The following is a 24,959-nucleotide window of genomic DNA, read 5'->3' as shown; positions in this document are numbered from 1 at the left end:
CGTAATAAAAAAGCGCAACAAATATAAATAAAAATCATTCTCTTTTGAGAGTTTGACGCCACGCCATGTAGTAGTCAAGCGAAGAAACACCCTGAAAAAACCAGGGGTAACGGAGCGTTACCGTGCAGACCACAAAACTAATAAATCATTATTTTTCAATTGAATAATTAATTAGCCTTGTGCTTTTCCGTTGCGTTTCATGCATGTAGCCGATTTTTATCATTTTTCATTTACTACTACATTCCCGCATGATTGAATGATTCTCAATTACATGTTCGATGCCGGTTCTGGCTAACGAGCAGAGCATTAAAGGGCAATGACTCACACATTCTTCCGTGAAGGTGATTCACGGGTATTTTGGGATAACAGATGTAATGGCTACGTTCACACCTTCACTCTCTGGGGTAAAAGGGCGCGCGCTCTTTTCACTGCTGTTTATGGCGCCGCTGGCCCAGGCGGCGGACACCACCGCGGCTAAAGACGGCGAAACGCTTACCGTCACTGCCGATCCAAATACGCCGGCGGAAGCCACCAACGGCTACCAGCCGCTGAACACCTCCACCGCAACGCTGACCAACATGCCGATGCTGGATATCCCGCAGGTGGTGAATACCGTCAGCGATAAAGTGCTGGAGGATCAGCACGCCACCACGCTGGATGAGGCGCTCTATAACGTTAGCAACGTGGTCCAGACGAATACCCTCGGCGGTACGCAGGATGCCTTCGTGCGCCGCGGGTTTGGCGCGAACCGGGACGGCTCGATCATGACCAACGGCCTGCGCACCGTCCTGCCGCGCAGCTTTAACGCCGCCACCGAGCGCGTGGAGGTGCTCAAAGGCCCGGCCTCAACGCTGTATGGCATTCTCGATCCGGGCGGCCTGATTAACGTCGTCACCAAACGCCCGGAGAGAACCTTCGGTGGTTCTCTGTCCGCCACCTCCTCCAGCTTTGGCGGCGGCACCGGACAGGTCGATGTGACCGGCCCGATCGACGGCACGCGTCTGGCGTATCGCCTCACGGGTGAGTATCAGGACGAAGATTACTGGCGTAATTTTGGCAACGAACGCAGCACCTTTATCGCCCCGTCGCTCACCTGGTTCGGCGATGATGCCACCGTGACCGTGCTCTATTCGCATCGCGACTATAAAACGCCGTTCGATCGCGGAACGATCTTCGATCTCAACACCAAAAAGGCCGTTGATGTCGATCGTAAAACCCGCTTTGACGAGCCGTTTAACGTGACCGATGGTCAGTCCGATCTGGCGCAGCTGAACGCGGAATACCGTCTTAACAGCCAGTGGACCGCGAAGTTCGACTACAGCTACAGCCAGGACAAATACAGCGATAACCAGGCCCGCGTGATGGCCTACGATGCAAAAACCGGCAACCTGACCCGCCGCGTGGATGCGACCCAGGGCTCGACCCAGCGCATGCACAGCACCCGCGCGGATCTGCAGGGGAATGTCGATATTGCAGGCTTTTACAATGAGATCCTGACCGGCGTATCGTATGAGAATTACGATTTGCTGCGTACGGACATGATGCGCTGTAAGAACGTCAAAGGTTTCAACATCTACCATCCGGTTTACGGCAAACTCAACAAGTGTACAACCGTCTCCGCCGCAGACAGCGACCAGACGCTCAAGCAGGAGAGTTATTCGGCCTACGCGCAGGATGCCCTGTACCTGACGGATAAGTGGATCGCCGTCGCCGGAATGCGCTACCAGTATTACACCCAGTACGCGGGTAAAGGTCGTCCGTTCAACGTCAACACCGACAGCCGCGACGAACAGTGGACGCCAAAGCTGGGGCTGGTTTACAAGCTCACGCCATCCGTCTCGCTGTTTGCCAACTACTCGCAGACGTTTATGCCGCAGTCGTCCATTGCAAGTTACATTGGCGACCTGCCGCCGGAAACCTCAAACGCCTACGAAGTGGGCGCGAAGTTCGACCTGTTCGACGGCGTTACCGCCAATATCGCGCTGTTTGATATCCACAAACGCAACGTGCTGTACAACGAAAGCGTGGGAGGTGAAACCATCGCCAAAACCGCGGGACGCGTGCGATCCCAGGGCGTGGAGGTGGATCTTGCCGGATCGCTGACCGAGAACACCAATATCATCGCCAGCTACGGCTACACCGACGCGAAGGTGCTGGAAGACCCGGACTACGCGGGCAAACCGCTGCCGAACGTGCCGCGCCACACCGGCTCCCTGTTCCTGACGTACGACATTCATAATGCGTTTGCCGGGAATACCCTGACGCTGGGCGGTGGCGGACACGGCGTGAGCCGTCGTTCAGCGACCAACGGCGCGGATTATTATCTGCCGGGCTATTTTGTGGCGGATGCTTTTGCGGCCTATAAGATGAAGCTGCAGTATCCGGTGACGCTGCAGGTCAACGTGAAGAACCTGTTTGATAAGACCTACTACACCTCGTCCATTGCGACAAACAACCTGGGTAACCAGATTGGCGACCCTCGCGAAGTGCAGTTTACGGTGAAGATGGAGTTTTGATGTAAAAAAGCCCGGTGGCGCTGGCGCTTACCGGGCCTAGGATCCATTCCCTCTCCCTGCGGGAGAGGGTTAGGATGAGGGCATCAAGCCTCAATATCCGCCATATCGCCTTTCTCCTGCAGCCAGTTACGACGGTCTTCCGAACGTTTCTTGGCAAGGAGCATATCCATCATGGCGTTGGTCTGCTGTTCGTCTTCATCACTGATCGTCAGCTGCACCAGACGGCGCGTGTTCGGATCCAGCGTCGTTTCGCGCAGCTGCATCGGGTTCATCTCGCCCAGCCCTTTAAAGCGCTGCACGTTCGGTTTGCCCTTCTTGCGCTTCAGCTGTTCAAGCACGCCCGCTTTCTCTTCTTCCGTCAGCGCGTAGTAAACCTCTTTGCCGAGGTCGATACGGTACAGCGGCGGCAGCGCCACGTAGACGTGACCGTTTTTCACCAGCGTGCGGAAGTGCTTCACAAACAGCGCGCACAGCAGCGTAGCGATGTGCAGACCATCGGAGTCCGCATCCGCGAGAATGCAGATCTTGCCGTAGCGCAGCTGGCTCAGATCGTCGCTGTCCGGATCGATGCCGATCGCGACCGAGATATCGTGGACTTCCTGCGAGGCCAGCACTTCATCAGACGAGACCTCCCAGGTGTTCAGGATCTTACCCTTGAGCGGCATGATCGCCTGGTATTCACGATCGCGCGCCTGCTTGGCCGACCCGCCCGCCGAGTCCCCTTCCACGAGGAACAGTTCGGTACGGTTGAGATCCTGCGCGGTACAGTCTGCCAGCTTGCCCGGCAGCGCAGGGCCGCTGGTCAACTTTTTACGCACCACTTTTTTCGCCGCACGCAGACGACGCTGGGCGCTGGAGATCGCCATTTCGGCCAGCATCTCCGCCGCCTGAACGTTCTGGTTCAGCCACAGGGTAAAGGCATCTTTCACCACACCGGAGACGAACGCCGCGCACTGGCGTGACGACAGACGTTCTTTGGTCTGACCGGCAAATTGCGGATCCTGCATCTTCACGGAGAGCACGTAGGCGCAGCGGTCCCAGATATCTTCCGCCGACAGCTTCACGCCGCGCGGCAGGATATTACGGTATTCGCAGAATTCGCGCATCGCGTCCAGCAGCCCCTGACGCAGGCCGTTGACGTGGGTTCCGCCGAGCATAGTGGGGATCAGGTTAACGTAGCTTTCGGTCAGCAGCTCGCCACCTTCCGGCAGCCACAGCAGCGCCCAGTCCACCGCTTCGGTATCGCCGCTAAAGTTGCCGACGAACGGTTTTTCCGGCAGCGTTGGCAGGCCGTTTACCGCTTCGCACAGGTAGTCGTTCAGGCCATCGGCGTAGCACCAGGTCTGCTCGGTATTATTAACGTGATCTTTAAAGGTGATTTCCACGCCCGGGCAAAGCACCGCTTTGGCTTTCAGCAGGTGCGTCAGGCGGGATACGGAAAAGCGCGGGCTGTCGAAGAAACTCTCGTCAGGCCAGAAGTGGACGCTGGTGCCGGTGTTGCGTTTGCCGCACGTGCCGACAACCTGCAGATCCTGCACCTTCTCGCCGTTTTCAAACGCGATGTTGTAGACCTGACCATCGCGACGGACGTTCACTTCCACGCGTTTGGACAGGGCGTTGACGACGGAAATCCCCACGCCGTGCAGGCCACCGGAGAACTGGTAGTTTTTGTTGGAGAACTTACCGCCCGCATGCAGACGACAGAGGATCAGCTCAACGGCCGGGACGCCCTCTTCCGGGTGGATATCCACCGGCATGCCGCGCCCGTCGTCAATAACTTCCAGCGACTGATCGGCATGCAGAATGACGTCAACGCGTTTGGCATGGCCCGCCAGCGCTTCGTCCACACTGTTATCAATAACTTCCTGGCCCAGATGGTTTGGGCGCGTCGTATCGGTGTACATCCCCGGGCGGCGGCGAACCGGCTCAAGCCCGGTGAGGACCTCAATGGCATCAGCGTTATAGGTTTGCGTCATGATTTAAACTAGCAATTCGCATTGATTGTCAGTGGCTGTGCAGTCCAAGAAAATCGACAATCTGGGTGAAATGATTCTCAAAGCCCGTGAAAGCATGGTTTCCGCCCTCTTCTATAGTCTGGCGGCAGGAGGCGTAATACGCCACTGCCTGGCGGTAATCCAGCACTTCATCACCCGTCTGCTGCAGCAGCCAGATGAGATCCGGCGCCTCGAGCGGGTCGACCTGCATAACTTTGAGATCGTAAATATGGCGTGACTCTAGCACATATTGCTGGCCGGTGTAGGGGTTCTCGTTTTCGCCAAGAAAGTCCCGCAGCAGCTCAAATGGCCGTACCGCCGGATTAACCACCACGGCGGGCAGCATAAAGCATTGCGAGAGCCAGGTGGCGTAATATCCCCCCAGCGATGAACCGACCACACCAAAGGTTTCGCCGCCGTGCGCAAGCACGATGGATTCCAGCATTTCCGCGGCTTCTGCCGGGTAAGGCGGCAGCTGTGGGATAATCATCTCAACGTCAGGGTGATGCTCGCTCAGCCACTGGCGAAACTGTGTCGCTTTTGCGGAGCGCGGCGAACTGTTAAATCCGTGCAGATAAAGGAGCGTAGACATCAATAGCCTTCTGAAGCGGTGTCCGGGCGGAACTGTGCGCCGGTCAAACGGCAGACTTCCGTGGTCAGCGTGCCGTCGGGATGCAGTTCCAGCCAGCGCCAGCCTGGCGCGATGGTATCCAGCGTAAAGTTGGCGCAGTGCGGCTTAAACTGAACGCAGGTCGACGGCGTCGCCAGCATGCGGCGCCCGTTCCAGTCGAGATCCTGCTCCTGGTGAATATGTCCACACAGCAGATTTTTCACCCGCGGGAACTTCGCCAGCACGCGATCCAGCGCCGCGGAGTTGCGCAGGCTGTGCTGATCGAGCCAGCTGCAGCCCGCCGGCAGAGGGTGATGATGAAGCAACAGCAGCGTGTGACGTTCAGGTTCAGCCGCCAGTTTGGTCTCCAGCCAGTCGAGTTGAAACTCGCTTAGTTCACCGTGCGGGACGCCGAACACCTGGCTGTCCAGCAGGAGGATCTGCCACTGTTCACCCGCAAAAACACATTTCGCCGGAGAAATCCCCGCATCCTGGAGAGAACTGTACATTGCGGGCTGAAAATCGTGGTTACCCGGCAGCCAGACGCAGGGCGCGCTAAAGCTCGCGATGCCTTCAGCAAAATGCTGGTAGGCCGCGGAAGATTGGTCCTGCGCCAGATCGCCCGTTGCGACAATCAGATCGCATGCACGGTTTTCAGCGTGAATGGCGCTCAGTACCGCCTGATAACTCTCCCAGGTATTCACCCCCAGCAGCGTTTCATGCTTTTCGGCAAAAAGGTGGGTATCGGTGATTTGTAATATCCTGACTGGCGCCCCACCAGCAACAGTCAGGTTCAACAGGCTTTCCAAATGGTGTCCTTAGGTAGGTTTATGACGCTAACAAACCGGAATCGCCATTGCTCCATGTGCTAAACAATACCTTAGCCAGTCGGCTAAAAACTGGTTAATTTGATGCTTTTCGTCGCGTTGATGCAACTTTTTATTCGGGTAATCATACCGCGCCTTGAAGCGAAAGATCTGCTGGCTTGAACACACTTCAGCGACCATCGCGTCGTGATAGAGGCGTACCGTCATCGACGGCAGGCTCCAGTAGCTAATGCTGGGTGCCGTTTGCTCAATCTCCACCAGCGTAGTGTAGCGCGTTGATTCTGTTATCGTTAATCGATACTGCGCGTTGCTCACCTGATAGCTTACCGTTTCGCCGGGTGCGTCGTTTCTCGGCAGCAGGCGGCGCAATTGTGCAAAATTCGTTTCGCACAGGCGCATCATTTCTGGGAAGTCAGGCGTATAGCGCTTCATTTTTTCCACTCGTTTCGTAATGTCTGATAATGCAGCTGCAGCCATTGCAGGGCGATGACAGACGCTGCGTTGTCGATTTTCCCCTCTTCTACCCACTGATAAGCCTGTTCCCGGCTCACCACATGAACCCGAATATCTTCGTTTTCATCAGCCAGACCGTGAATGCCTTCCGCGGTCGTGGCGTCCACTTCACCCACCATAATGGATAAGCGTTCGCTGGTGCCACCCGGACTCGCCAGATAGCTCAACACCGGTTTGGTGCGGCCCACCACCAGCCCCGCCTCTTCCAGCGCCTCGCGCCGGGCGACGTCTTCAACCGTCTCGCCTTCTTCGATCATCCCGGCCACCATCTCCAGCAGCCACGGGCTCTCACTGACGTCATAAGCGGCGATACGGATCTGTTCCACCAGCACGACTTCGTCACGCACTGGGTCAAAGGGTAGCAAGACTGCCGCATGCCCGCGCTCAAAAATTTCGCGTCTGATTTCGCCGCTCATTTCACCGTTAAACAGGCGATGCCTGAAACGGTAAAGATCCATTGAAAAAAAACCGCTATAAAGCGTTTCTCGTGCAATAATTTCTACATCGTTTTTGGCGAATGTCACAGGCAACTTTTCTGGTTTTTGCATGAGTCGAGTCCTGGTAGCAATGGTGATGAAATTGTGAATTTCAAGGCTGTTTGGCTGCCGTTTGTAAGGCTATATGATAGATTGGTGCAAATTACCGCCAGATGGCACGTAACGCCAACCTTTTGGTGTGGATGATTCTGTTAGAATCGGCAATTATTTTTTAATTAGATCAGCGCTAATACTGCTTCACAACAAGGAATGCAAATGAAGAAATTGCTCCCCATCCTTATCGGCCTGAGCCTGACGGGCTTCAGTGCAATGAGCCAGGCGGAAAACCTGTTACAGGTCTACCAGCAGGCACGTCTGGGCAACCCTGATTTACGTAAATCAGCGGCCGATCGTGATGCTGCGTTTGAAAAGATTAACGAAGCGCGTAGCCCCTTGCTGCCACAGTTAGGGTTAGGTGCAGATTATACCTACAGCAACGGTTTCCGCGACGCTAACGGCGTAAACTCCAATGCTACCAGTGCCTCACTGCAATTAACACAGACGCTGTTTGATATGTCCAAATGGCGTGCCCTGACCCTGCAGGAAAAGAGCGCGGGCATCCAGGATGTGACCTATCAGACCGACCAGCAGACGCTGATCCTGAACACAGCTACGGCGTACTTCAACGTGCTGAGCGCCATTGACGCGCTCTCCTACACCGAAGCGCAGAAACAGGCCATTTACCGTCAGTTAGATCAAACCACCCAGCGCTTCAACGTGGGTCTGGTGGCGATCACCGACGTGCAGAACGCCCGTTCACAGTACGACACCGTGCTGGCTAACGAAGTGACCGCGCGTAACAACCTCGACAACGCGCTGGAATCCCTGCGCCAGGTGACCGGGAACTACTATCCTGAGCTGGCCTCCCTGAACGTCGACAGCTTCAAAACGGATAAGCCGCAGGCCGTTAACGCCCTGCTGAAAGAGGCGGAAAACCGCAACCTGACGTTGCTGCAGGCGCGTCTGAACCAGGACCTGGCCCGCGAGCAAATTCGTCAGGCGCAGGACGGCCATCTGCCAACCCTGAGCCTGAGCGCCTCTACCGGCGTTTCTGACACCACCTACAGTGGCTCTAAAACCAATTCTGCCCAGTATGACGACAGCAATATGGGTCAGAACAAAGTGGGCCTGAGCTTCTCCCTGCCGCTGTATCAGGGCGGTCAGGTTAACTCCCAGGTGAAACAGGCGCAGTACAACTTTGTTGGCGCGAGCGAGCAGCTGGAAAGCGCCCATCGTAACGTGGTGCAGACCGTACGTTCATCCTTCAACAACGTGAACGCCTCAATCAGCAGCATCAACGCCTATAAACAGGCCGTTGTGTCTGCACAGAGCTCCCTGGACGCGATGGAAGCGGGTTACTCCGTCGGTACACGTACTATCGTTGACGTGCTCGACGCCACCACCACGCTGTACAACGCGAAACAGCAGCTCTCCAGCGCGCGTTATCAGTACCTGATTAACCAGCTGAACATTAAGCAGGCTCTGGGTACGCTGAACGAGCAAGACCTGCAGATGCTGAACAGCGCACTGGGCAAGCCGGTCTCCACCTCTCCGGACAGCGTTGCACCGGAGAACCCGGAGCAGGTTGCCGCGGTTGATAACTTCAACGCTAACAGCACTACCCCTGCTGCACAGCCTGCTGCCGCGCGCACCACAGCGCCTGCCAGCAAGGGCAACAATCCGTTCCGTAACTAAGCATTGCCCGATGGCGCTTCGCTTATCGGGCCTACTGAATCGTAGGCCGGGTAAGCGCAGCGCCACTCGGCGCAAAATCACATCCGAACGTAAGCCAACGTAAAGATCCCCCTGATTCCGCCCCTCTTCGCTTCATTTTCAACCACTCATCCTCTATCCTGAGCGTTATTACCACTGGGTCCTGGAAGACAAACATGAAACGGACAAAAACGATCAATCACGCGTCGTTCCGCAAGAGCTGGAACGCACGTCACCTCACCCCTGTTGCGCTGGCGGTTACCGCTGTCTTTATGCTGGCAGGCTGTGAGAAAAACGATGAAACGGTTTCGCTGTATCAAAACGCGGACGACTGCTCCGCCGCAACCGGCAAAGCGGCCGAATGTAAAACGGCCTACACCAACGCGCTGAAAGAAGCGGAACGCACCGCGCCGAAATATGCTTCACGCGAAGACTGCGTAGCGGAATTTGGTGAAGGTCAGTGCCAGCAGGCACCGGCTCAGGCAGGCACGGCACCTGAAAATCAGGCACAGGCGCAGTCCAGCGGCAGCTTCTGGATGCCGCTGATGGCAGGCTACATGATGGGCCGTCTGATGGGCGGCGGTGCGGGCTACCAGCAGCAGCCGCTGTTTAGCTCGAAAAACCCGGCCAGCCCGGCTTACGGTCAATATACCGATGCCAGCGGTAAAGGCTACGGCGCAGCGACTCCGGGCCGCACCGTAACCGTACCGAAAACCGCGATGGCGCCGAAGCCTGCGACCACCAGCACCATCACCCGCGGCGGGTTCGGTGAGTCTGTGGCGAAACAGACCAGCATGCAGCGCAGTGCATCAGGCACCTCTACTCGCTCAATGGGCGGCTAATCATGGAACGAGTCAGTATTACCGAGCGCCCGGACTGGCGCGAAAAAGCCACCGAGTACGGCTTTAACTTCCACACCATGTACGGCGAGCCGTACTGGTGTGAAGACGCTTACTACAAGCTCACCCTGGCCCAGGTTGAGAAGCTGGAAGAGGTCACGGCTGAGCTGCACCAGATGTGCCTCAAGGTGGTGGAAAAAGTCATCGACAGCGACGAGCTGATGGCCAAGTTCCGCATTCCAAAGCACACCTGGAGCTTTGTCCGCCAGTCGTGGAAAACGAATCAGCCTTCGCTTTACTCTCGCCTGGATCTGGCGTGGGACGGCGTGGGTGAACCGAAGCTTTTAGAAAACAACGCCGATACGCCAACCTCCCTCTATGAAGCGGCATTCTTCCAGTGGATCTGGCTGGAAGATCAAATGAACGCCGGAAACCTGCCGGAAGGCAGCGACCAGTTCAACAGCCTGCAGGAGAAGCTGATCGAGCGCTTTGCCGAGCTGCGCGAGCAGTTTGGCTTCAACCTGCTGCATCTCGCCTGCTGCCGCGACACGGAAGAAGATCGTGGCACGGTTCAGTATTTGCAGGACTGCGCCGCCGAAGCGGAAGTGGCGACCGAGTTCCTCTATATCGAGGATATCGGCCTGGGTGAAAAAGGTCAGTTTACGGACATGCAGGATCAGGTCATCAGCAACCTGTTCAAGCTCTACCCGTGGGAGTACATGCTGCGCGAGATGTTCTCCACCAAGCTGGAAGATGCGGGTGTGCGCTGGCTGGAACCGGCCTGGAAGAGCATTATCTCCAACAAGGCCCTGCTGCCGATGCTGTGGGAGATGTTCCCGAATCACCCTAACCTGCTGCCAGCGTACTTTGCGGAAGATGATTACCCGCAGATGGAGAAATACGTCGTTAAGCCGATCTTCTCCCGCGAAGGCGCGAACGTGTCGATCATCGAAAACGGTAAAACGCTGGAAGCGGTTGAAGGGCCTTACGGCGAGGAAGGGATGATCGTCCAGGCGTTCTATCAACTGCCGAAATTTGGCGACAGCTATACGCTAATTGGCAGCTGGCTCATTAACGATCAACCTGCCGGAATTGGCATTCGCGAAGATCGCGCGCTGATTACGCAGGATCTGTCGCGGTTCTACCCGCATATTTTTGTGGAGTAAGATCTGCCGGGTGGCGGCTTCGCCTGACCCGGCCTACGGTTTTGTAGGCCCGGTAAGCGTAGCGCCACCGGGCATATTTTCACCCTACCTGCACCGACAGCATACTCAGACTTCCCATCTCTAATCCATCGACCGGGATCGTAACCGGCTCCTCACCGTCCCATGCGCCAAGCACGTACAGCAGCGGCAGGAAATGCTCCGGCGTCGGGTTAGAGAGCGAACCGCCCTCGTGCTCCAGATAGTTCACCAGCGGATGCGCCTCAGCCGGGCCTTGCCAGGTCAGGTTCGCTTTAACGTAGTCGTTAAAAGCGGTCGCCCACGGGTATGGCGTGTTTTCGCCATGCCAGCGCGCCGTACGCAGGTTGTGCACCACGTTGCCGCTTGCCACCAGCATGATGCCTTCATCACGAAGCGTCGCCAGCTTGCGCCCCATCTCCAGATGCCAGGCAGCCGGTTTGGTGCTGTCGATGCTCAGCTGCACCATCGGGATATCCGCATCAGGATACATTTTTATCAGCACGCCCCATGAGCCATGGTCAAAGCCCCAGGCTTCTTTATCCAGCGCAACCGGAACAGGCGCCAGCAGTTCCACCAGCCTTTGTGCCAGCTCAGGCGAGCCGGGGGCCGGATAGTGCGTGTCATACAGCGCCTGCGGGAAGCCACCAAAATCATGAATGGTTTTTGGCGCTTCCATGGCGGTCACGCCCGTGCCGCGGGTGAACCAGTGCGCAGATACCACCACAATCGCTTTTGGACGCGGCAGCGTCTCGCCCAGATGACGCCATGCGCGGGTATAAACGTTATCTTCCAGAACGTTCATTGGGCTGCCGTGGCCTAAAAACAGGGCTGGCATACGGGAAGAAGTCATGATGATATCCTTACAGAAGGTGTCAATTTAATGGTGCTACATTACGCGCAATCGGACAAAGATGAACGCTGATAAGCGTGAAGATCATCATCAGGAATTTTGAATGTAAGGAATGTGTAAAGCCGGGGGTCGCCCCTCGCTTTGCCAGAAATGAATCATTTATATTAATGATAATCATTATCATAAGGAGCAATCCATGTCAGTCCCTCTGATCCTGACCATACTGGCGGGCGCCGCGACCTTTATCGGCGCAATCCTCGGCGTGCTTGGTCAGAAGCCGTCAAACCGCGTGCTGGCCTTCTCGCTGGGCTTTGCTGCCGGGATCATGCTGCTTATCTCCCTGATGGAGATGCTCCCTGCTGCGCTGGGCACCGACGGGATGTCTCCCCTGCTGGGCTACGGCATGTTTGTCGTTGGCCTGCTGGGTTACTTTGCCCTCGACCGGATGCTACCCCACGCGCATCCGCAGGATTTAATGCAGAAAAACGTAACGCCTGTGCCGCGGAATATTAAGCGAACGGCGGTTCTGCTCACGCTGGGGATTAGCCTGCATAACTTCCCGGAAGGGGTCGCGACCTACGTGACGGCCAGCAGCAATCTGGAAATGGGCTTTGGCATCGCGCTGGCGGTGGCCTTACACAATATTCCTGAAGGACTGGCGGTCGCCGGACCGGTGTATGCCGCCACGGGCTCGAAACGTACCGCGGTATTCTGGGCAGGAATTTCCGGGATGGCTGAAATCCTCGGCGGTGTCCTGGCCTGGTTGATTCTCGGAAGCCTGGTCTCCCCTGTCGTGATGGCCGCCATTATGGCCACAGTTGCCGGGATTATGGTGGCGCTTTCCGTCGATGAATTAATGCCGCTGGCGAAAGAGATCGATCCCAATAACAACCCCAGCTATGGCGTGCTGTGCGGAATGTCAGTCATGGGCTTAAGCCTGGTGTTATTGCAATCTGCAGGTATCGGTTAGGATTAGTCTGCCTCCGTATAATACGGAGGCAGACTTTCGAAACGTTAAGATATAGATAGAAATGATACGTTATTTTGTTGCCTACAAAGCCTTTGCAAAATATATAGCTCATAGAAATAGAATGATGAAACCTTATCAGTCCATTATCTGAGTTACTGCATATATTATGAATGTTAGCCGATGCTTACAATCAATATTAATTATATATTAAAATAATCTTAAAATTGCTTTAAGATGCAGTAATCGCATCTCCCCTTCGTCCTCCCATATACTCCATTTGCGTTTTGAAACTTATATTCAGAGTATGAATTCGTTTGAAAAAGGATATTTTCATGTATATGGGTAAAAAAATTCTATTAGCTGTAACTATCGCTGCCGCAGTATCGGGTTCCGCCTTTGCTGCCGAGCAGGGGTCGGGAAAAATCAAATTCAAAGGCGTTGTGATTGATGCGCCTTGCAGCATTGCACCAGACAGCGTTGATAAAGAAGTCGATCTCGGTGAAGTGACCACAGCCGTGATCAATGCCAACAAGAAGTCTTCCGCAGTTCCGGTTGATATCAATCTGGAAAACTGCCAGCTTGACGATCCGGCCGACGAGACTGACACACCAGTGACCAAAGTCGATGTCACGTTTACCAGCTCAGCGACAGACGCGACCGACACCAGTCTGATGACCAATACCTATGCAAGTGGTGCACAGAACGTGGGCGTTCGTCTTCTGAATAACGCCGAAGCCAACATCACGCTGGGTGCTGCTAATGAGGTTGCTCTGCTGGCAGGCTCAACGACTCAAACGCTGCACTTCAAAGCATTAATGGAAGTGGTAACGGGTAAAACGGCGACTGCTGGCCAGGTGGAAGCCACAGCCAACTATATTCTGGCGTATAAATAACTACGCCATGTTTCAAATTAAACCGGCTGGCATTTAATGTCAGCCGGCGTTGAATGTATTTATTTGAGTAACAGGGCGATGACATATAAATTACAATGCATAATTATTATGACGTCCCTGTTTATGGTGGAGCTTGCCTCCGCTACCGAATTTAACATCAATGCCATCGATAAAGATCAGCGTAGCAGCGTTGATTTATCTCTTTTTAAAGATCAAATATCGATCACACCAGGCGACTATTTTGTTACCGTTTCAATTAATGATATCCCGCTGGCAAATGGCTGGCAGCTCCGCTGGCAGGAGATAGACAAGAGCGTACAAGTCTGTATTCCACCTGAACTGGCCGATACATTTGCTCTGCAGGACAATATCCGTAGCGCATTGGCGGAAAAAGACGGGTGCGTCGACTTTGCATCAAAACCGGATATTAAATTTAATTTTGAGCAATCCAGCCAGACGCTGAAGGTCACGATACCTCAGGCCTGGTTACAGTACCGTGCCGCAGACTGGATGCCCCCTTCAACCTGGGACAACGGCGTGCCGGGCGTACTACTGGATTACAATCTTTTTGCCAGTCATTACCAGCCGAACGATGGCAGCAGCACGGATAACGTCAACACTTATGGCACTGCCGGCGCGAATATGGGCGCGTGGCGACTGCGCGGTGATTATCAGTATACACAAACCCATACCGACGCAGGTTCAGAGAATGACGGGCGCTTTTCACGCCTCTATATGTTCCGTCCTCTCCCCTCGCTCGGAGCCAAACTCACACTGGGTGAAACGGATTTCCAGTCCGCTATTTTTGATGCCTTCACCTATACCGGTGCCTCCCTGATTAGCGATGAGCGCATGCTGCCATGGTCGCTGCGCGGCTACGCGCCACAAATTACCGGCATCGCGCAAACTAACGCCACGGTAACGGTTAGCCTGGCTGACCGTGTCATTTACCAAAGCAACGTTCCGCCAGGGCCGTTTGTTATTCAGGATCTAAACCAGTCTGTACAGGGTACGCTGGACGTCAAAGTGACAGAAGAAGATGGGCGCGTAAGCACCTTCCAGGTTTCTGCGGAATCGGTGCCTTTTTTAACCCGCAAAGGTCAGGTTCGCTATAAGCTGGCGGCAGGAAAAGCGCGCAAAGACGCCTCGCATGACGTTGAAGATAACGCGTTTATGAGCGGCGAATTCTCCTGGGGGATGCTGTCACAAACCTCCCTCTACGGCGGTACGCTCGCCGATGGCGATCGCTACCGGTCCGTTGCCGCCGGAATAGGTCAAAACATGGAGTACCTGGGCGCGCTCTCTTTTGACGTGACGCAGGCAACCAGCCAGTTGCCCAATCAGAATAGCCAGACAGGTTACAGCTACCGTTTCAACTACAGTAAGCGTTTCGATACCACCGGCAGCCAGCTTACGCTCGCCAGTTATCGCTATTCCGACCCGCAGTTTCTCAGCTACGCCCGTTTTCTGGATGATGGCAATAACGATCGGCAGTCAGAAAAACAGACGCTCAGCGTGACGGCAAGCCAGTACATTTCGGCGCTATCGCTCAACCTCTATGTGAACATGCTGCGTCAAACCTGGTGGAACGATTCCTCCTCCACGACGGGCAGCGTGACCGCAGGCTATAACTTTGATATCGGTCGCTGGAAAAATCTGGGCCTCACCGTGTCGTGGAGTAAAACCCACTATGAAGACGAAGACGACGATACGCAGTTCTATCTCTCACTGAGCGTACCGCTCGATCCCGATCATCGTCTGAATTACGACCTGCGCAACAGCGACAGTCTGAGTCAGAACGTATCGTGGTATGACACATCAGACCGCAACAACACCTGGGGCGTTTCGGCAGGTACCGAAAGCGAGAAGTCAGATGCCGGCACGCAGGTGAGCGGCAACTATCAACATTATTCTCCTTATGGCGACCTGAATCTCTCCGGGAGCGTTAAGGCTAACGAATACAATTCCCTGAGTGCCAGTTGGACCGGTTCATTCACCTCGACGGCTAAAGGCGCTGCGCTGCACCGCCGCAGCTACGGTAACGAGCCGCGCGTGATGGTCAGTACCGATGGCGTAGGCAACATCCCGCTGAACATGTCGCGGGATGAAACCAATCGCTTCGGGATTGGCGTTTTACCGTCCATCTCCAGCTATTCGCCTTCCAGCGTGCAGGTCAATATGAACAACCTGCCCGATGGCGTAGACGTTGACACCCGCGTCGTCACCTCAACCTGGACGGAAGGTGCCATCGGGTACCGTCAGATCGCGACGCGTGCAGGCAATGATATCGCAGGCATCTTACGTACTTCCTCTGGCACACCGCCGCTGGGCGCCATTGTTCGCCAGCTGGAAGACGATCGGCAGATTGCCATGGTCGCCGATGACGGCCACGTCTGGCTCGGCGCCGTAGAGCCAGAACAACAGTTTCGCGTGACGTGGGGAGACAATCAGCAGTGTCGCTTCACGTTACCTTCACACCTTGAAAACAGTATGCAGTTGATACTGCCATGTCAGTAAGAAATCATGATGAAATTAAACTTATTCAAAAGCCTGTGCCTGATGCTGGTCGCCACAGCATTCACCACTCACGCGGCCGTAAACCTGGACCGCACGCGCATTGTCTTTCCGGAAAGCGACAAGGCCAGCAGCCTGAAGATTGAAAACCAGAGTAAAGCGCTGCCCTATCTGGCGCTCTCCTGGATTGAAGATGAGAAAGGCCGTAAAGAAGACAGGCATTTCATGGCGCTGCCTCCGATTCAACGCATTGAAGCGGGTTCCGCATCACAGGTCAGGATCGTAAAGCAAGCGGCCACCAGTCAGTTACCGAAAGACAGAGAATCCCTGTTTTATTTCAACCTGCGCGAAGTGCCGCCGAAAAGCACCAGCGCCAGCGATGAACGCAGCGTCATGCAGGTGGCGATGCAGAGCAGGATCAAGCTGTTCTGGCGCCCTAAAGCGATAACCAAAAAACCCGGCGAGCAGGCGGAAATGCGGATGGAAGTTTCAGCCACTGCGAATGGGCTGACCATACATAACCCGACGCCGTACTACATCACGCTGGCGTGGCTCAGTAAGAATGCCAGAACCATGCTGCCAGGCTTCGACAGCCTGATGCTTGCGCCTTTCGCGACAGCAACAACCTCTACCGGTGACTACCACGGTAACTATTACAGCATCGGTTATATCGACGATTACGGCGCGCTGAAAAAGGTCGACGTACAGTGCGCGGGAACGGCGCAGTGCTCGCTCACCGAACGGAAGATCGAAAAAGATGCGCAATCTCGCTAACGTATTGTTCATAGTGCTGCTCTCAGTGCTGCCTTTAAGAGAAGCGCTGGCGCTCGACTGCTACCTCGGCGGTTCGGGCGGCCCCGTAGAAGAAACTAAAACGATCTCGCCGTTTGCTATCCCCAGTAATGCACAGGCAGGTGAGAAAATTTGGGAATCGGATGACATCAAAATCCCGGTGACATGCAACCACAATGTCACAAGCAGCTTTCAACCGGAGGATATTTTTGGCTGGGTGAATCCTTATCCTTCAACCTCCGATCCCTATTATGAACTGGGCGTAACCTATGAAGGGATAGACTACGATGCAAAAGGCCAGCCTAACGGCGTCGATACCCGACAATGTCTGGACAACCAAAACATCACGATTTATACCCCCGAGCAGATCCGACAAATGGGATGGGAAAATCGTATCTGTTCCGGTAACCCGGATGATATCCACACTTCACGAACCTTTATTGCTCGTCTGCGCTTATACGTAAAAATTAAAGCCATGCCGCCTCACGGCTACGTCAGCACGCTGAGCGATTACATCGTTGTCCAGTTTGACGGAAAAGGCGGCGTGAACCAGATGTCGGATGCGAAAAACCTCAAATATCACATCAACGGGCTGCAAAATATTACCGTTCTGGACTGCGGGGCAACGTTCAGTATTTACCCTGAGAACCAGGAGATTGATTTCGGCACCTTTAGCGCACGCGATATTGTGAATCAACAGACGCGTAAACGGACCTTTTCGGTGAAGACGACGAAAGTGCAGGATGCCCAATGTTCAGATGGCTTCAAAATGGACTCGTCGTTCTATACAAATGAAGCGCTTACCGCCAACGATACCGCACTGCTGATAGGCAATGGCCTGAAGCTGAGGATCCTTAACGGAACCGAGCCCTACACCTTTAACCACTACAACGAATACGTGGATTTTACGGGCAGCACGCTTGAGCATGAGCAGCAATACACCGCAGAACTGTCGCCGGTCGAAGGAAAAGCGATCCAGTCCGGCCCGTTCGAAACGGTGGTGCTGTTCAAAATTAACTACCACTAGAGACAAAAAAGCCGGGTTTCCCCGGCTTTTTCACATCAGCCATTTCAGCTGGCTTTGCGCTCGTGCGCCTGGCGATACTCAATCAGATCTTCAATCGTTACCACCGGCATGTTGTGCAGACGTGCGAAGGTGATGCACTCTGGTGCACGCGCCATGGTGCCGTCGTCGTTGGTCAGTTCACACAGCACGCCCGCAGGTTTGAAGCCAGCCAGCGTCACCAGGTCGATCGTCGCTTCGGTGTGACCGCCGCGGGTCAGCACGCCACCCGCCTGCGCGCGCAGTGGGAAGACGTGGCCTGGACGATGCAGATCGGATGGCTTCGCATCATCAGCAATCGCGGCACGTACGGTGGTCAGACGGTCAGCCGCAGACACACCGGTGGTCACGCCATGCGCCGCTTCAATGGTCACGGTAAATCCGGTACCAAACGCGCTGGTGTTGTTTTCGACCATCATCGGCAGCTCGAGCTGCTTACGACGATCTTCGGTAATACACAGGCATACGATGCCGCTGCCGTGACGGATGGTCAGCGCCATCTGTTCAACGGTCATGTTTTCGGCGGCGAAAATCATGTCGCCTTCGTTTTCACGGTTTTCATCGTCAAGCACCATCACACCGCGGCCTTCGCGCAGTGCATCCAGTGCATGTTCAACACGTTGAGTTGAAGTGCCAAAAGAGGAAAGTAGCGTCTGATTCATGGTAAAAAAACCTCATTAACATTATGGTTACCAGAATCAGGGCAGTCTTAGGAGCGCCGTATAAGCGGCAAAAAGATAACGTGAGCGGGCCCATGCCCGACTGGATCGTTACTCTCTCCCATCCGGACTCTAACCGTCGGCCCCGGAATTACACCGGATCTGCTGACCTTTGAGAATTCACCCAAAGCGCTCGCGGGCTTTCAGCGTTAAGCTGATTTACCGCCGGTGGGGAATTTCGCCCCGCCCTGAGAATAAGCGAGATAACTATAACGCTATTGATTATCCTGGGCAATGCATAAGCATCAAACAATTTTGTTTACCCCGGGCATGACGCGCTACAATGGACACTAACACCTTTTCATCAAGGGAAACGACAATGATTGACCCGAAGAAAATTGAGCAAATTGCGCGTCAGGTTCACGAGTCTATGCCAAAAGGCATTCGTGAATTTGGTGATGACGTTGAGAAGAAAATCCGCCAGACGCTGCAGGCGCAGTTGGTTCGCCTTGATCTCGTCAGCCGCGAAGAGTTTGACGTGCAGACCCAGGTTCTGCTGCGCACCCGCGAGAAGCTGGCACTGCTGGAACAGCGTCTGACCGAGCTGGAAAACCGCAATGCGCCGGAAGAAGTGAAGCCAGCGCCAGCCATTCCGCCGGTGGATAACCAGGAGTAAGTGCGGCCTGTTGAGCCCGGTGGCGGCTACGCCTTACCGGGCCTGAATGAACGCGTAGGTCGGGTAAGGCGCAGCCGCCACCCGACATAAAAAAACGGGCCAATAGGCCCGTTTTTTACTGACTGTCTTTCTGGATCTTCTTGATGATGTTGGTGGTGGAACACCCATCCTCGAAGTTGAGCACCATCACCTCACCGCCGTTGGCCCAGACCTCTTCGCTGCCCGCGATTTGCTCCGGCTTGTAATCCCCGCCCTTCACCAGCAGGTCCGGCAGAATACCGGCAATCAGGCGCTGCGGCGTGTCTTCTTCAAACGACACCACCCAGTCCACGGCTTCCAGCGCGCCGAGCACGATCATACGCTGCTCAAGCGGGTTCACCGGACGCGTTTCACCCTTCAGACGTTTGGTTGAGGCATCGCTGTTCACCGCCACAATCAGGCGATCACCCAGCTTTCGCGCATTCGCCAGATAAGAGACATGGCCCGCGTGCAGGATGTCGAACACGCCGTTAGTCATCACCACTTTTTCACCGCGCTTGCGCGCAGCGGCGACAGCCACTTTCAGCTCGTCTTCGGTCATCACACCGAAACCGGTGTCCGCACGGCCGCGCACCGCGTTTTCCAACTCGATTGGGGAAACGGTTGAGGTACCGAGTTTACCAACGACCACACCTGCCGCGGCGTTGGCGAAGTAGCACGCTTCTTCCAGGGAGTTCCCCGCCGCCAGCGTCGCTGCCAGCACGCCGATCACCGTATCACCGGCACCGGTCACGTCATACACTTCCTGCGCCTGGGTTGGCATATGCAGCGGCGCCTTGCCCGGCTGCAGCAGCGTCATCCCCTGCTCGGAGCGGGTCACCAGCAGCGCAGATAATTCGAAGTCAGCAATGATCTTCATGCCGCGCTCAACCAGCTCTTCCTCGGTTTTGCATTTGCCCGCCACCGCTTCAAACTCGGAGAGGTTTGGCGTCAGGAGGGTTGCGCCGCGATAGCGCTCAAAGTCGGTGCCCTTAGGATCGATCAGCACCGGTACGCTGGCCTTACGCGCCAGCTGGATCATCGTCTGCACGCTGGCCAGCGCGCCTTTCGCGTAGTCGGACAGCACCAGCGCGCCGATATTGCCTAACGCCTGGTTAATGCGCTCGTGCAGCGGCTCGGGAGCAACGCCTTCGAACCCTTCTTCAAAGTCAAGGCGGATCAGCTGCTGGTTACGTGACAGCACGCGCAGCTTGGTGATGGTCGGGTGGGTCGGAACAGAAACGAAGTCACACTTCACGTTCACGTCCGCCAGCGACTTGCTCAGCGCGCGCGCCGCATCGTCGATACCGGTCAGGCCAACCAGACGCGAGTGCGCGCCCAGAGAGGCTATGTTCATCGCCACGTTTGCCGCGCCGCCGGGACGCTCTTCAATGGTGTCGACCTTAACCACCGGTACCGGTGCTTCCGGAGAGATGCGGCTGGTCGGGCCGTACCAGTAGCGATCCAGCATCACATCCCCAACAACCATTACCCCAGCACGTTCAAACTCTGGCAGTGTTACTTTCATTCCTGACTCCAGAAAGATTCACAATTTGCGCGCGATAATATCACACTTGATTTGTTACGCACGGTTCCACCAGCCACTTCTGCCAGCTGGCCGTTACCTGAGCGCGCTCTGCGACAAAACAGTCCAGCGCCACGTGCCCCGGCTGCTCCTGTAGCGCCAGGTGATGCAGCTCGTCGCGCAGCGTGGTGTAGGCGCGGGTTAAAGCCTGCGCCTCCTGCTCGTCCATAATGTCGTTTTGCGCCAGCAGCTCCAGAATGCGCACGTTATCGGACCAGCGGGTCAGCTTCGGCTTGTCGTGCGCGTGGAGCAGCACCAGATACTGGGTAATGAACTCAATATCGGTAATCCCGCCCTCGTCGGCTTTGATATCAAAGCGATCGCGGTGTTTATTACCCAGGTGCGCGCGCATTTTCTCGCGCATCTCGCGCACTTCGGTCTGCAGCGTACTGCCCTCGCGCGGGGTGGTCATGACGTCCTTACGAATGGCATCGAACTGCGTTTTGAGTTGCGGATCGCCATACACCACGCGGGCGCGCACCAGCGCCTGATGCTCCCATGTCCAGGCTTCATTCTTCTGGTAATCGGCGAAGGATTCCGTTGAGGTGACCAGCATGCCCGCCGCGCCGGACGGACGCAGGCGCGCATCGACTTCATACAAAATGCCCGACGAGGTGCGGGTGCTGAACAGGTGCATAATGCGCTGGGCCAGGCGCAGATAGAACTGACGCCCGTCAATCTCGCGCTCGCCGTCGGTCATCACGTCAACCGGGCAGTCGTGCAGGAAAATTAAATCCAGATCGGAGCTGTATCCCAGCTCCCAGCCGCCGAGCTTGCCATAACCGACCACGGCAAAGCCTCGCCCCTCACGGTCAGCAAGGTGCTTCGGCTGGCCGTAGCGGGACACCATCTGCACCCACGCCTGCTGCACGACCGCGTCGATGATCGCCTCCGCGAGCCAGGTTAAGTGATCGCTCACTTTCATTACCGGCAGCGTTCCGGCGATATCCGCCGCCGCCACGCGCAGCATCTGGGCCTGCTTAAACTGTCGCAGCGCCTCCAGCTGCTGCTCTTCGTCCTCTTCCGGCACGCGCAGCAGATACTGACGCAGCTCGTCACGGTAGGCATCCGTCGCCGTGGGTTGATACAGGGTGTTCGGGTCGAGCAGCTCATCCAGCAGCAGCGGATAACGCGCCAGCTTGTTGGCCACCATCGGGGAGGCGGCGCAGAGGGAAATCAGGTGCTTCAGCGCCCCCGGAAACTCGCTCAAAAGCTCAAGGTACGTGGTGCGCGTGATGATCCCGCTCAGCAGCGGCATCATGCGCGACAGCGGCACCGGCGCATCCGCCCGCGAGCAGACCTCGCTCAGCAGGTGCGGCATCAGGTGATCCAGCACCTGACGGCCGCGCGGGCCAATGGCGCGCTTGTTCAGCTCAAGACGGAAATCGGCAATCAGCGCCACCACGCGATGGCGCGCGTCGTCGGTTAAATGCGTCAGCACCGGCGTGGTGTCATCTTCCTGGAGCGCGTCCTGCCACAGCTCGCGCCAGTGCTCGGAAAGGGCATCGTCCTGCGATTCGCTTTCGTCATCACCGATCAGCTCGTTGAAGATGCGGCGCACGCCTGCCATATGGGCATCGAGCCGTTCGGTCAGCGTTGACCAGTCATCCACGCGCATCCCCCAGGCCAGACGCGCCCGGTTAAGGTCATCCCCCGGCAGGGTCTGGGTCTGTTCGTCGTTGATGCTTTGCAGCAGGTTTTCCAGACGGCGCAGGAAAAGATAGGCCTCGCGCAGGGTTTGCGCGTCGCCGTCCGGCAGCAGGTGAAGCTGCTCAATGGCGCTCAGCGTCGGCAGCAGCGAGCGGGACTGTAGCGACGGCTCGCGCCCGCCGCGAATCAGCTGGAAGACCTGGACGATAAATTCGATTTCGCGAATGCCGCCCGCGCCGAGCTTGATGTTGTCCTTCAGCCCGCGACGGCGCACCTCACGGGCGATCATCCCTTTCATATTTCTCAGGGACTGGATCACGCTGAAGTCAATATAGCGACGGAACACGAACGGGCGCAGCATGGCGCGCAGCTCGTTGGCGTAGGCGTCGTCGCTGTCGCCCATGATCCGTGCCTTGACCATCGCGTAACGCTCCCAGTCGCGCCCCTGCTCCTGGTAGTAATCCTCCAGCGCGGCAAAGCTCAGCACCAACGGCCCGCTGTCGCCAAACGGACGCAGGCGCATGTCCACACGGTAAACAAAGCCGTCCTGCGTCGGCTGATCCAGCGCCTTAATCAGACGCTGACCGAGACGAGTAAAGAACTGGGCGTTGTCCAGCTCGCGACGGCCGCCGCGCGTGGAGCCGTTCTCAGGCCAGGCGAAAATCAGGTCGATATCGGAGGAGAAGTTCAGCTCGCAGCCGCCCAGCTTGCCCATCCCCAGAATCAACAGCGGCTGAGGAACCCCTTCCTCGCTGCACGGCGTGCCCCACTCTTTACAGCAGGCGGCGTAGAGCCAGTCGCGCGCGGCGACAATCAGCGTCTGCGCCAGCTCGCTTAACTGCTGCAACGTACTCTCTTCACTCACCAGTTCCAGCGCCTGCACCCAGGCAATGCGCACCATCACACGACGGCGGAACTGACGCAGGACGCGCATCAGCGTCGCCTCATCCGCGACGTCTTCAAGCGCGGCCTGCAGCCAGGCGGCATAGTGCCGCCACTCGTCCGCCTGCGGCGGTGCGTTCTCAAGCTCCGTCAGCCAGTCCGGGTAGACGGCAATGCTTTCCTGCACAAAATCACTGAAGACGAGCACGCTTTTCGCCTGCTCGCTTAACGATGACGCCGGTAATGACTCAGGCAGACGTTCGCAAACGGTCTGCCACTGCTGCTGTAACGGTGAAGAAAGCGGCATTCTAGGGGTTCCTTGCCAGAGTTAACGTTTTCCGCTGTGCAGCCAGTACGGCTCCTGCGAAATGGCCTCGTTACGGAAATGCTCTATCTCAATATGCTGACGGGTTTCGATGGCATGCTTCAGCCCCTGCCAGTTTTCCAGCCACGCCTGCGCCTGTGGCCCGTCGTAGGCACCGGAAAGGAGCAGCATGCTGTCGATGTTGCGCGAAAGACGGGGAAGCTGATCGCCATACTTATCGCCGAGCGGATACGCAAAGGTGCTCTTCAGTTCGGCCGCATGACGGGAAAGATGAATATCTGCGAAACGCTTAAAGTTTTCCGCGATTTTGGCCTCGGCTTTCGCATCCAGGAAGGCGCGCCAGCCGCGCGTCACCAGAAACTCGGTCAGCGCCAGTTTTGCCGAAGCGGCTTGCGGACTGTAGATCGCTGTTTGCGCAGATACGTCCGAGAGCATCAGCGTTTCGGTTTGCGTCAGCAGATCACGTAAGTGAGCGCTCGCTTTGCGAGGAACAATACCGCCGAAGAGCGTCAGGGTATGGCGCACCAGGGCAATGGCCGCCAGCACGTGGGATTTGGCGTTTTTCACATTTCGTACCCACAGCTCTTCATGGTACTGCCACTGAGAAAGCGCCAGCTCCAGCGCGGCTTCCAGCCCCTGCTCAACGCTGGCTTTCGGCGCAACGCGCAAAATGGTCGTCTCTTTCAGCACGCGCGGCACATTTCCGGCGGCCAGATGGTAACCCCGCGCGGCTTTGCTCAGGCTCCCCTGGCGCAATCCGGACTGGTTCACCAGCTTGCGCGCCAGCTTCAGCACGTCATTTGCATCCCCTTCCAGCAGCTCAAGCTCCAGTTCGTAGATCGGCTCCTGGTACTCACCCGCCTTCACCTCACCCAGATCGAGGGCGATTTCGATGCGGCTTTTACCTTCCGTCACCAGCCATTTCTCGCGCCAGAAATCGGTGCTAAACAGCGGCTGCACCTGCTCCGCCAGCGTGGCAGGCAGCTCGCCTTCCGGCCAGACTTCCGCCGGAAAACGTTCCAGCTCAAGTTCTGGCTGACTGATGTCGATATTGTATTCCGGACGCTGATGTAACCCGCCGACCACGCGGCCGGCAATTTTCATCGTCATCTCGTAGCGCCCACTCGCGCCACGGATGCGCAACCCCATATCGTGGCGGCGTAGCCAGTTATCCGGCGTTTCGTAATAAATATTAAGCAGTTGTACCGGTGCATGGTGTTCGCCGGAGAGCGTATGCAGATGCTGGCGGAGTGCGTCAACGCTGTCTTTTTCGACGATAAATTTTAATTCGATTTCCTGAGCCATAGCCTTGTACTTTTGCGGGCGTCACAGACGCGTCAATGAGGGCGA

20 protein-coding genes and 1 riboswitch are annotated in these 24,959 nt (G+C 56.3%); of the genes, 10 read left to right on the top strand and 10 right to left on the bottom strand.

Going from position 1 to position 24,959, the window contains the following annotated elements; all coding sequences use genetic code 11:
• The first annotated feature begins 374 nt into the window (after positions 1–374).
• Positions 375–2,516, top strand: coding sequence for a TonB-dependent siderophore receptor (locus PI91_RS03625; protein ID WP_039265452.1), 2,142 nt, complete (start codon positions 375–377; stop codon positions 2,514–2,516).
• A gap of 83 nt (positions 2,517–2,599) precedes the next feature.
• On the opposite strand, the gene parE is transcribed toward PI91_RS03625, so the two are convergent.
• Genes parE through nudF form a run of 5 tightly spaced genes read right to left on the bottom strand, consistent with a single transcriptional unit; the run spans position 2,600 to position 7,008 of the window.
• On the bottom strand, positions 2,600–4,492 hold the full coding sequence (parE, locus tag PI91_RS03620) for a DNA topoisomerase IV subunit B (RefSeq protein WP_008502977.1): 1,893 nt from the start codon (positions 4,490–4,492) through the stop codon (positions 2,600–2,602).
• A 28-nt stretch (positions 4,493–4,520) separates the two neighbouring features.
• Positions 4,521–5,102, bottom strand: a complete 582-nt coding sequence (yqiA, locus tag PI91_RS03615; protein WP_008502976.1) for an esterase YqiA — start codon at positions 5,100–5,102, stop codon at positions 4,521–4,523.
• The gene (cpdA, locus tag PI91_RS03610) at positions 5,102–5,929 is read right to left on the bottom strand and encodes a 3',5'-cyclic-AMP phosphodiesterase (RefSeq protein ID WP_008502975.1); all 828 of its coding nucleotides are present in this window, start codon (positions 5,927–5,929) and stop codon (positions 5,102–5,104) included. The genes yqiA and cpdA overlap by 1 nt, the downstream gene beginning before the upstream one ends.
• A 27-nt stretch (positions 5,930–5,956) precedes the next feature.
• A complete protein-coding gene (locus PI91_RS03605) occupies positions 5,957–6,379 on the bottom strand; it encodes a DUF1249 family protein (protein WP_003862516.1) in 423 nt (140 codons plus the stop codon).
• Complete coding sequence (gene nudF, locus PI91_RS03600) at positions 6,376–7,008, bottom strand: ADP-ribose diphosphatase (RefSeq protein WP_008502974.1); 633 nt, start codon at positions 7,006–7,008, stop codon at positions 6,376–6,378. The genes PI91_RS03605 and nudF overlap by 4 nt, the downstream gene beginning before the upstream one ends.
• Positions 7,009–7,212: 204 nt before the next feature.
• Between nudF and tolC the strand changes: the two genes are divergently transcribed.
• The 3 genes from tolC (at position 7,213) to PI91_RS03585 (ending at position 10,714) form a co-directional block, all read left to right on the top strand.
• Positions 7,213–8,691, top strand: a complete 1,479-nt coding sequence (gene tolC, locus PI91_RS03595; RefSeq protein WP_032675510.1) for an outer membrane channel protein TolC — start codon at positions 7,213–7,215, stop codon at positions 8,689–8,691.
• 194 nt (positions 8,692–8,885) lie between these two features.
• Positions 8,886–9,551 carry a DUF1190 family protein gene (locus PI91_RS03590; protein WP_008502972.1) on the top strand — a complete coding sequence of 222 codons (666 nt, stop codon included), beginning with the start codon at positions 8,886–8,888 and terminating at the stop codon, positions 9,549–9,551.
• A 2-nt stretch (positions 9,552–9,553) separates the two neighbouring features.
• On the top strand, positions 9,554–10,714 hold the full coding sequence (locus tag PI91_RS03585) for a glutathionylspermidine synthase family protein (protein WP_021242309.1): 1,161 nt from the start codon (positions 9,554–9,556) through the stop codon (positions 10,712–10,714).
• 79 nt (positions 10,715–10,793) lie between these two features.
• On the opposite strand, the gene ygiD is transcribed toward PI91_RS03585, so the two are convergent.
• Positions 10,794–11,582 (bottom strand): 4,5-DOPA dioxygenase extradiol, encoded by a 789-nt coding sequence (gene ygiD, locus PI91_RS03580; protein ID WP_023294571.1) that lies wholly within the window; start codon positions 11,580–11,582, stop codon positions 10,794–10,796.
• A 196-nt stretch (positions 11,583–11,778) separates the two neighbouring features.
• Here ygiD and zupT point away from each other — a divergent pair, with 196 nt between their 5' ends.
• From zupT to PI91_RS03555, 5 genes are all read left to right on the top strand, one after another.
• The gene (zupT, locus tag PI91_RS03575) at positions 11,779–12,552 is read left to right on the top strand and encodes a zinc transporter ZupT (protein WP_008502969.1); all 774 of its coding nucleotides are present in this window, start codon (positions 11,779–11,781) and stop codon (positions 12,550–12,552) included.
• A gap of 332 nt (positions 12,553–12,884) precedes the next feature.
• Positions 12,885–13,445: a fimbrial protein gene (locus PI91_RS03570; protein WP_021242311.1), complete on the top strand. Its 561-nt coding sequence runs from the start codon at positions 12,885–12,887 to the stop codon at positions 13,443–13,445.
• A 78-nt stretch (positions 13,446–13,523) separates the two neighbouring features.
• Positions 13,524–15,962, top strand: coding sequence for a fimbria/pilus outer membrane usher protein (locus PI91_RS03565; protein WP_039265451.1), 2,439 nt, complete (start codon positions 13,524–13,526; stop codon positions 15,960–15,962).
• Positions 15,963–15,971: 9 nt separating this feature from the next.
• Complete coding sequence (locus PI91_RS03560; protein WP_039265450.1) at positions 15,972–16,733, top strand: molecular chaperone; 762 nt, start codon at positions 15,972–15,974, stop codon at positions 16,731–16,733.
• Positions 16,717–17,778: a type 1 fimbrial protein gene (locus PI91_RS03555; RefSeq protein WP_039265449.1), complete on the top strand. Its 1,062-nt coding sequence runs from the start codon at positions 16,717–16,719 to the stop codon at positions 17,776–17,778. The genes PI91_RS03560 and PI91_RS03555 overlap by 17 nt, the downstream gene beginning before the upstream one ends.
• A gap of 44 nt (positions 17,779–17,822) precedes the next feature.
• Here the strand turns inward: PI91_RS03555 and ribB are convergent, their stop codons facing one another.
• Positions 17,823–18,476, bottom strand: coding sequence for a 3,4-dihydroxy-2-butanone-4-phosphate synthase (ribB, locus tag PI91_RS03550; RefSeq protein WP_008502964.1), 654 nt, complete (start codon positions 18,474–18,476; stop codon positions 17,823–17,825).
• A 106-nt stretch (positions 18,477–18,582) separates the two neighbouring features.
• Positions 18,583–18,733: riboswitch (FMN riboswitch) on the bottom strand.
• 119 nt (positions 18,734–18,852) lie between these two features.
• Here ribB and ubiK point away from each other — a divergent pair.
• On the top strand, positions 18,853–19,149 hold the full coding sequence (gene ubiK / locus PI91_RS03545) for a ubiquinone biosynthesis accessory factor UbiK (protein ID WP_008502963.1): 297 nt from the start codon (positions 18,853–18,855) through the stop codon (positions 19,147–19,149).
• Between the two features lie 115 nt (positions 19,150–19,264).
• On the opposite strand, the gene hldE is transcribed toward ubiK, so the two are convergent.
• From hldE to PI91_RS03530, 3 genes are read right to left on the bottom strand one after another with little or no spacing between them, the layout of a single operon-like run.
• Complete coding sequence (hldE, locus tag PI91_RS03540; protein ID WP_039265448.1) at positions 19,265–20,695, bottom strand: bifunctional D-glycero-beta-D-manno-heptose-7-phosphate kinase/D-glycero-beta-D-manno-heptose 1-phosphate adenylyltransferase HldE; 1,431 nt, start codon at positions 20,693–20,695, stop codon at positions 19,265–19,267.
• A 40-nt stretch (positions 20,696–20,735) separates the two neighbouring features.
• Complete coding sequence (glnE, locus tag PI91_RS03535; RefSeq protein WP_039265447.1) at positions 20,736–23,591, bottom strand: bifunctional [glutamate--ammonia ligase]-adenylyl-L-tyrosine phosphorylase/[glutamate--ammonia-ligase] adenylyltransferase; 2,856 nt, start codon at positions 23,589–23,591, stop codon at positions 20,736–20,738.
• Between the two features lie 21 nt (positions 23,592–23,612).
• Positions 23,613–24,914, bottom strand: a complete 1,302-nt coding sequence (locus PI91_RS03530) for an inorganic triphosphatase (protein ID WP_039265446.1) — start codon at positions 24,912–24,914, stop codon at positions 23,613–23,615.
• Positions 24,915–24,959 lie beyond the last annotated feature (45 nt).

The organism is Enterobacter sp. FB (assembly GCF_000805795.1).
Lineage (GTDB): Bacteria > Pseudomonadota > Gammaproteobacteria > Enterobacterales > Enterobacteriaceae > Enterobacter > Enterobacter roggenkampii.
The sequence above is the reverse complement of the archived record's forward strand: the minus strand, read 5'-3'. Positions and strand labels throughout refer to the sequence as shown.

What these genes read in the sequence shown, in the direction of transcription:
- glnE (WP_039265447.1), bottom strand. Translation starts at nt 23,591, where the DNA reads ATGCCGCTTTCTTCACCGTTACAGCAGCAGTGGCAGACCGTTTGCGAA.
- hldE (WP_039265448.1), bottom strand. Translation starts at nt 20,695, where the DNA reads ATGAAAGTAACACTGCCAGAGTTTGAACGTGCTGGGGTAATGGTTGTT.
- tolC (WP_032675510.1), top strand. Translation starts at nt 7,213, where the DNA reads ATGAAGAAATTGCTCCCCATCCTTATCGGCCTGAGCCTGACGGGCTTC.
- ubiK (WP_008502963.1), top strand. Translation starts at nt 18,853, where the DNA reads ATGATTGACCCGAAGAAAATTGAGCAAATTGCGCGTCAGGTTCACGAG.
- ribB (WP_008502964.1), bottom strand. Translation starts at nt 18,476, where the DNA reads ATGAATCAGACGCTACTTTCCTCTTTTGGCACTTCAACTCAACGTGTT.
- PI91_RS03565 (WP_039265451.1), top strand. Translation starts at nt 13,524, where the DNA reads ATGACATATAAATTACAATGCATAATTATTATGACGTCCCTGTTTATG.
- PI91_RS03555 (WP_039265449.1), top strand. Translation starts at nt 16,717, where the DNA reads ATGCGCAATCTCGCTAACGTATTGTTCATAGTGCTGCTCTCAGTGCTG.
- PI91_RS03570 (WP_021242311.1), top strand. Translation starts at nt 12,885, where the DNA reads ATGTATATGGGTAAAAAAATTCTATTAGCTGTAACTATCGCTGCCGCA.
- PI91_RS03590 (WP_008502972.1), top strand. Translation starts at nt 8,886, where the DNA reads ATGAAACGGACAAAAACGATCAATCACGCGTCGTTCCGCAAGAGCTGG.
- PI91_RS03560 (WP_039265450.1), top strand. Translation starts at nt 15,972, where the DNA reads ATGAAATTAAACTTATTCAAAAGCCTGTGCCTGATGCTGGTCGCCACA.
- ygiD (WP_023294571.1), bottom strand. Translation starts at nt 11,582, where the DNA reads ATGACTTCTTCCCGTATGCCAGCCCTGTTTTTAGGCCACGGCAGCCCA.
- yqiA (WP_008502976.1), bottom strand. Translation starts at nt 5,102, where the DNA reads ATGTCTACGCTCCTTTATCTGCACGGATTTAACAGTTCGCCGCGCTCC.
- PI91_RS03585 (WP_021242309.1), top strand. Translation starts at nt 9,554, where the DNA reads ATGGAACGAGTCAGTATTACCGAGCGCCCGGACTGGCGCGAAAAAGCC.
- PI91_RS03605 (WP_003862516.1), bottom strand. Translation starts at nt 6,379, where the DNA reads ATGAAGCGCTATACGCCTGACTTCCCAGAAATGATGCGCCTGTGCGAA.
- PI91_RS03625 (WP_039265452.1), top strand. Translation starts at nt 375, where the DNA reads ATGGCTACGTTCACACCTTCACTCTCTGGGGTAAAAGGGCGCGCGCTC.
- zupT (WP_008502969.1), top strand. Translation starts at nt 11,779, where the DNA reads ATGTCAGTCCCTCTGATCCTGACCATACTGGCGGGCGCCGCGACCTTT.
- PI91_RS03530 (WP_039265446.1), bottom strand. Translation starts at nt 24,914, where the DNA reads ATGGCTCAGGAAATCGAATTAAAATTTATCGTCGAAAAAGACAGCGTT.
- nudF (WP_008502974.1), bottom strand. Translation starts at nt 7,008, where the DNA reads ATGCAAAAACCAGAAAAGTTGCCTGTGACATTCGCCAAAAACGATGTA.
- parE (WP_008502977.1), bottom strand. Translation starts at nt 4,492, where the DNA reads ATGACGCAAACCTATAACGCTGATGCCATTGAGGTCCTCACCGGGCTT.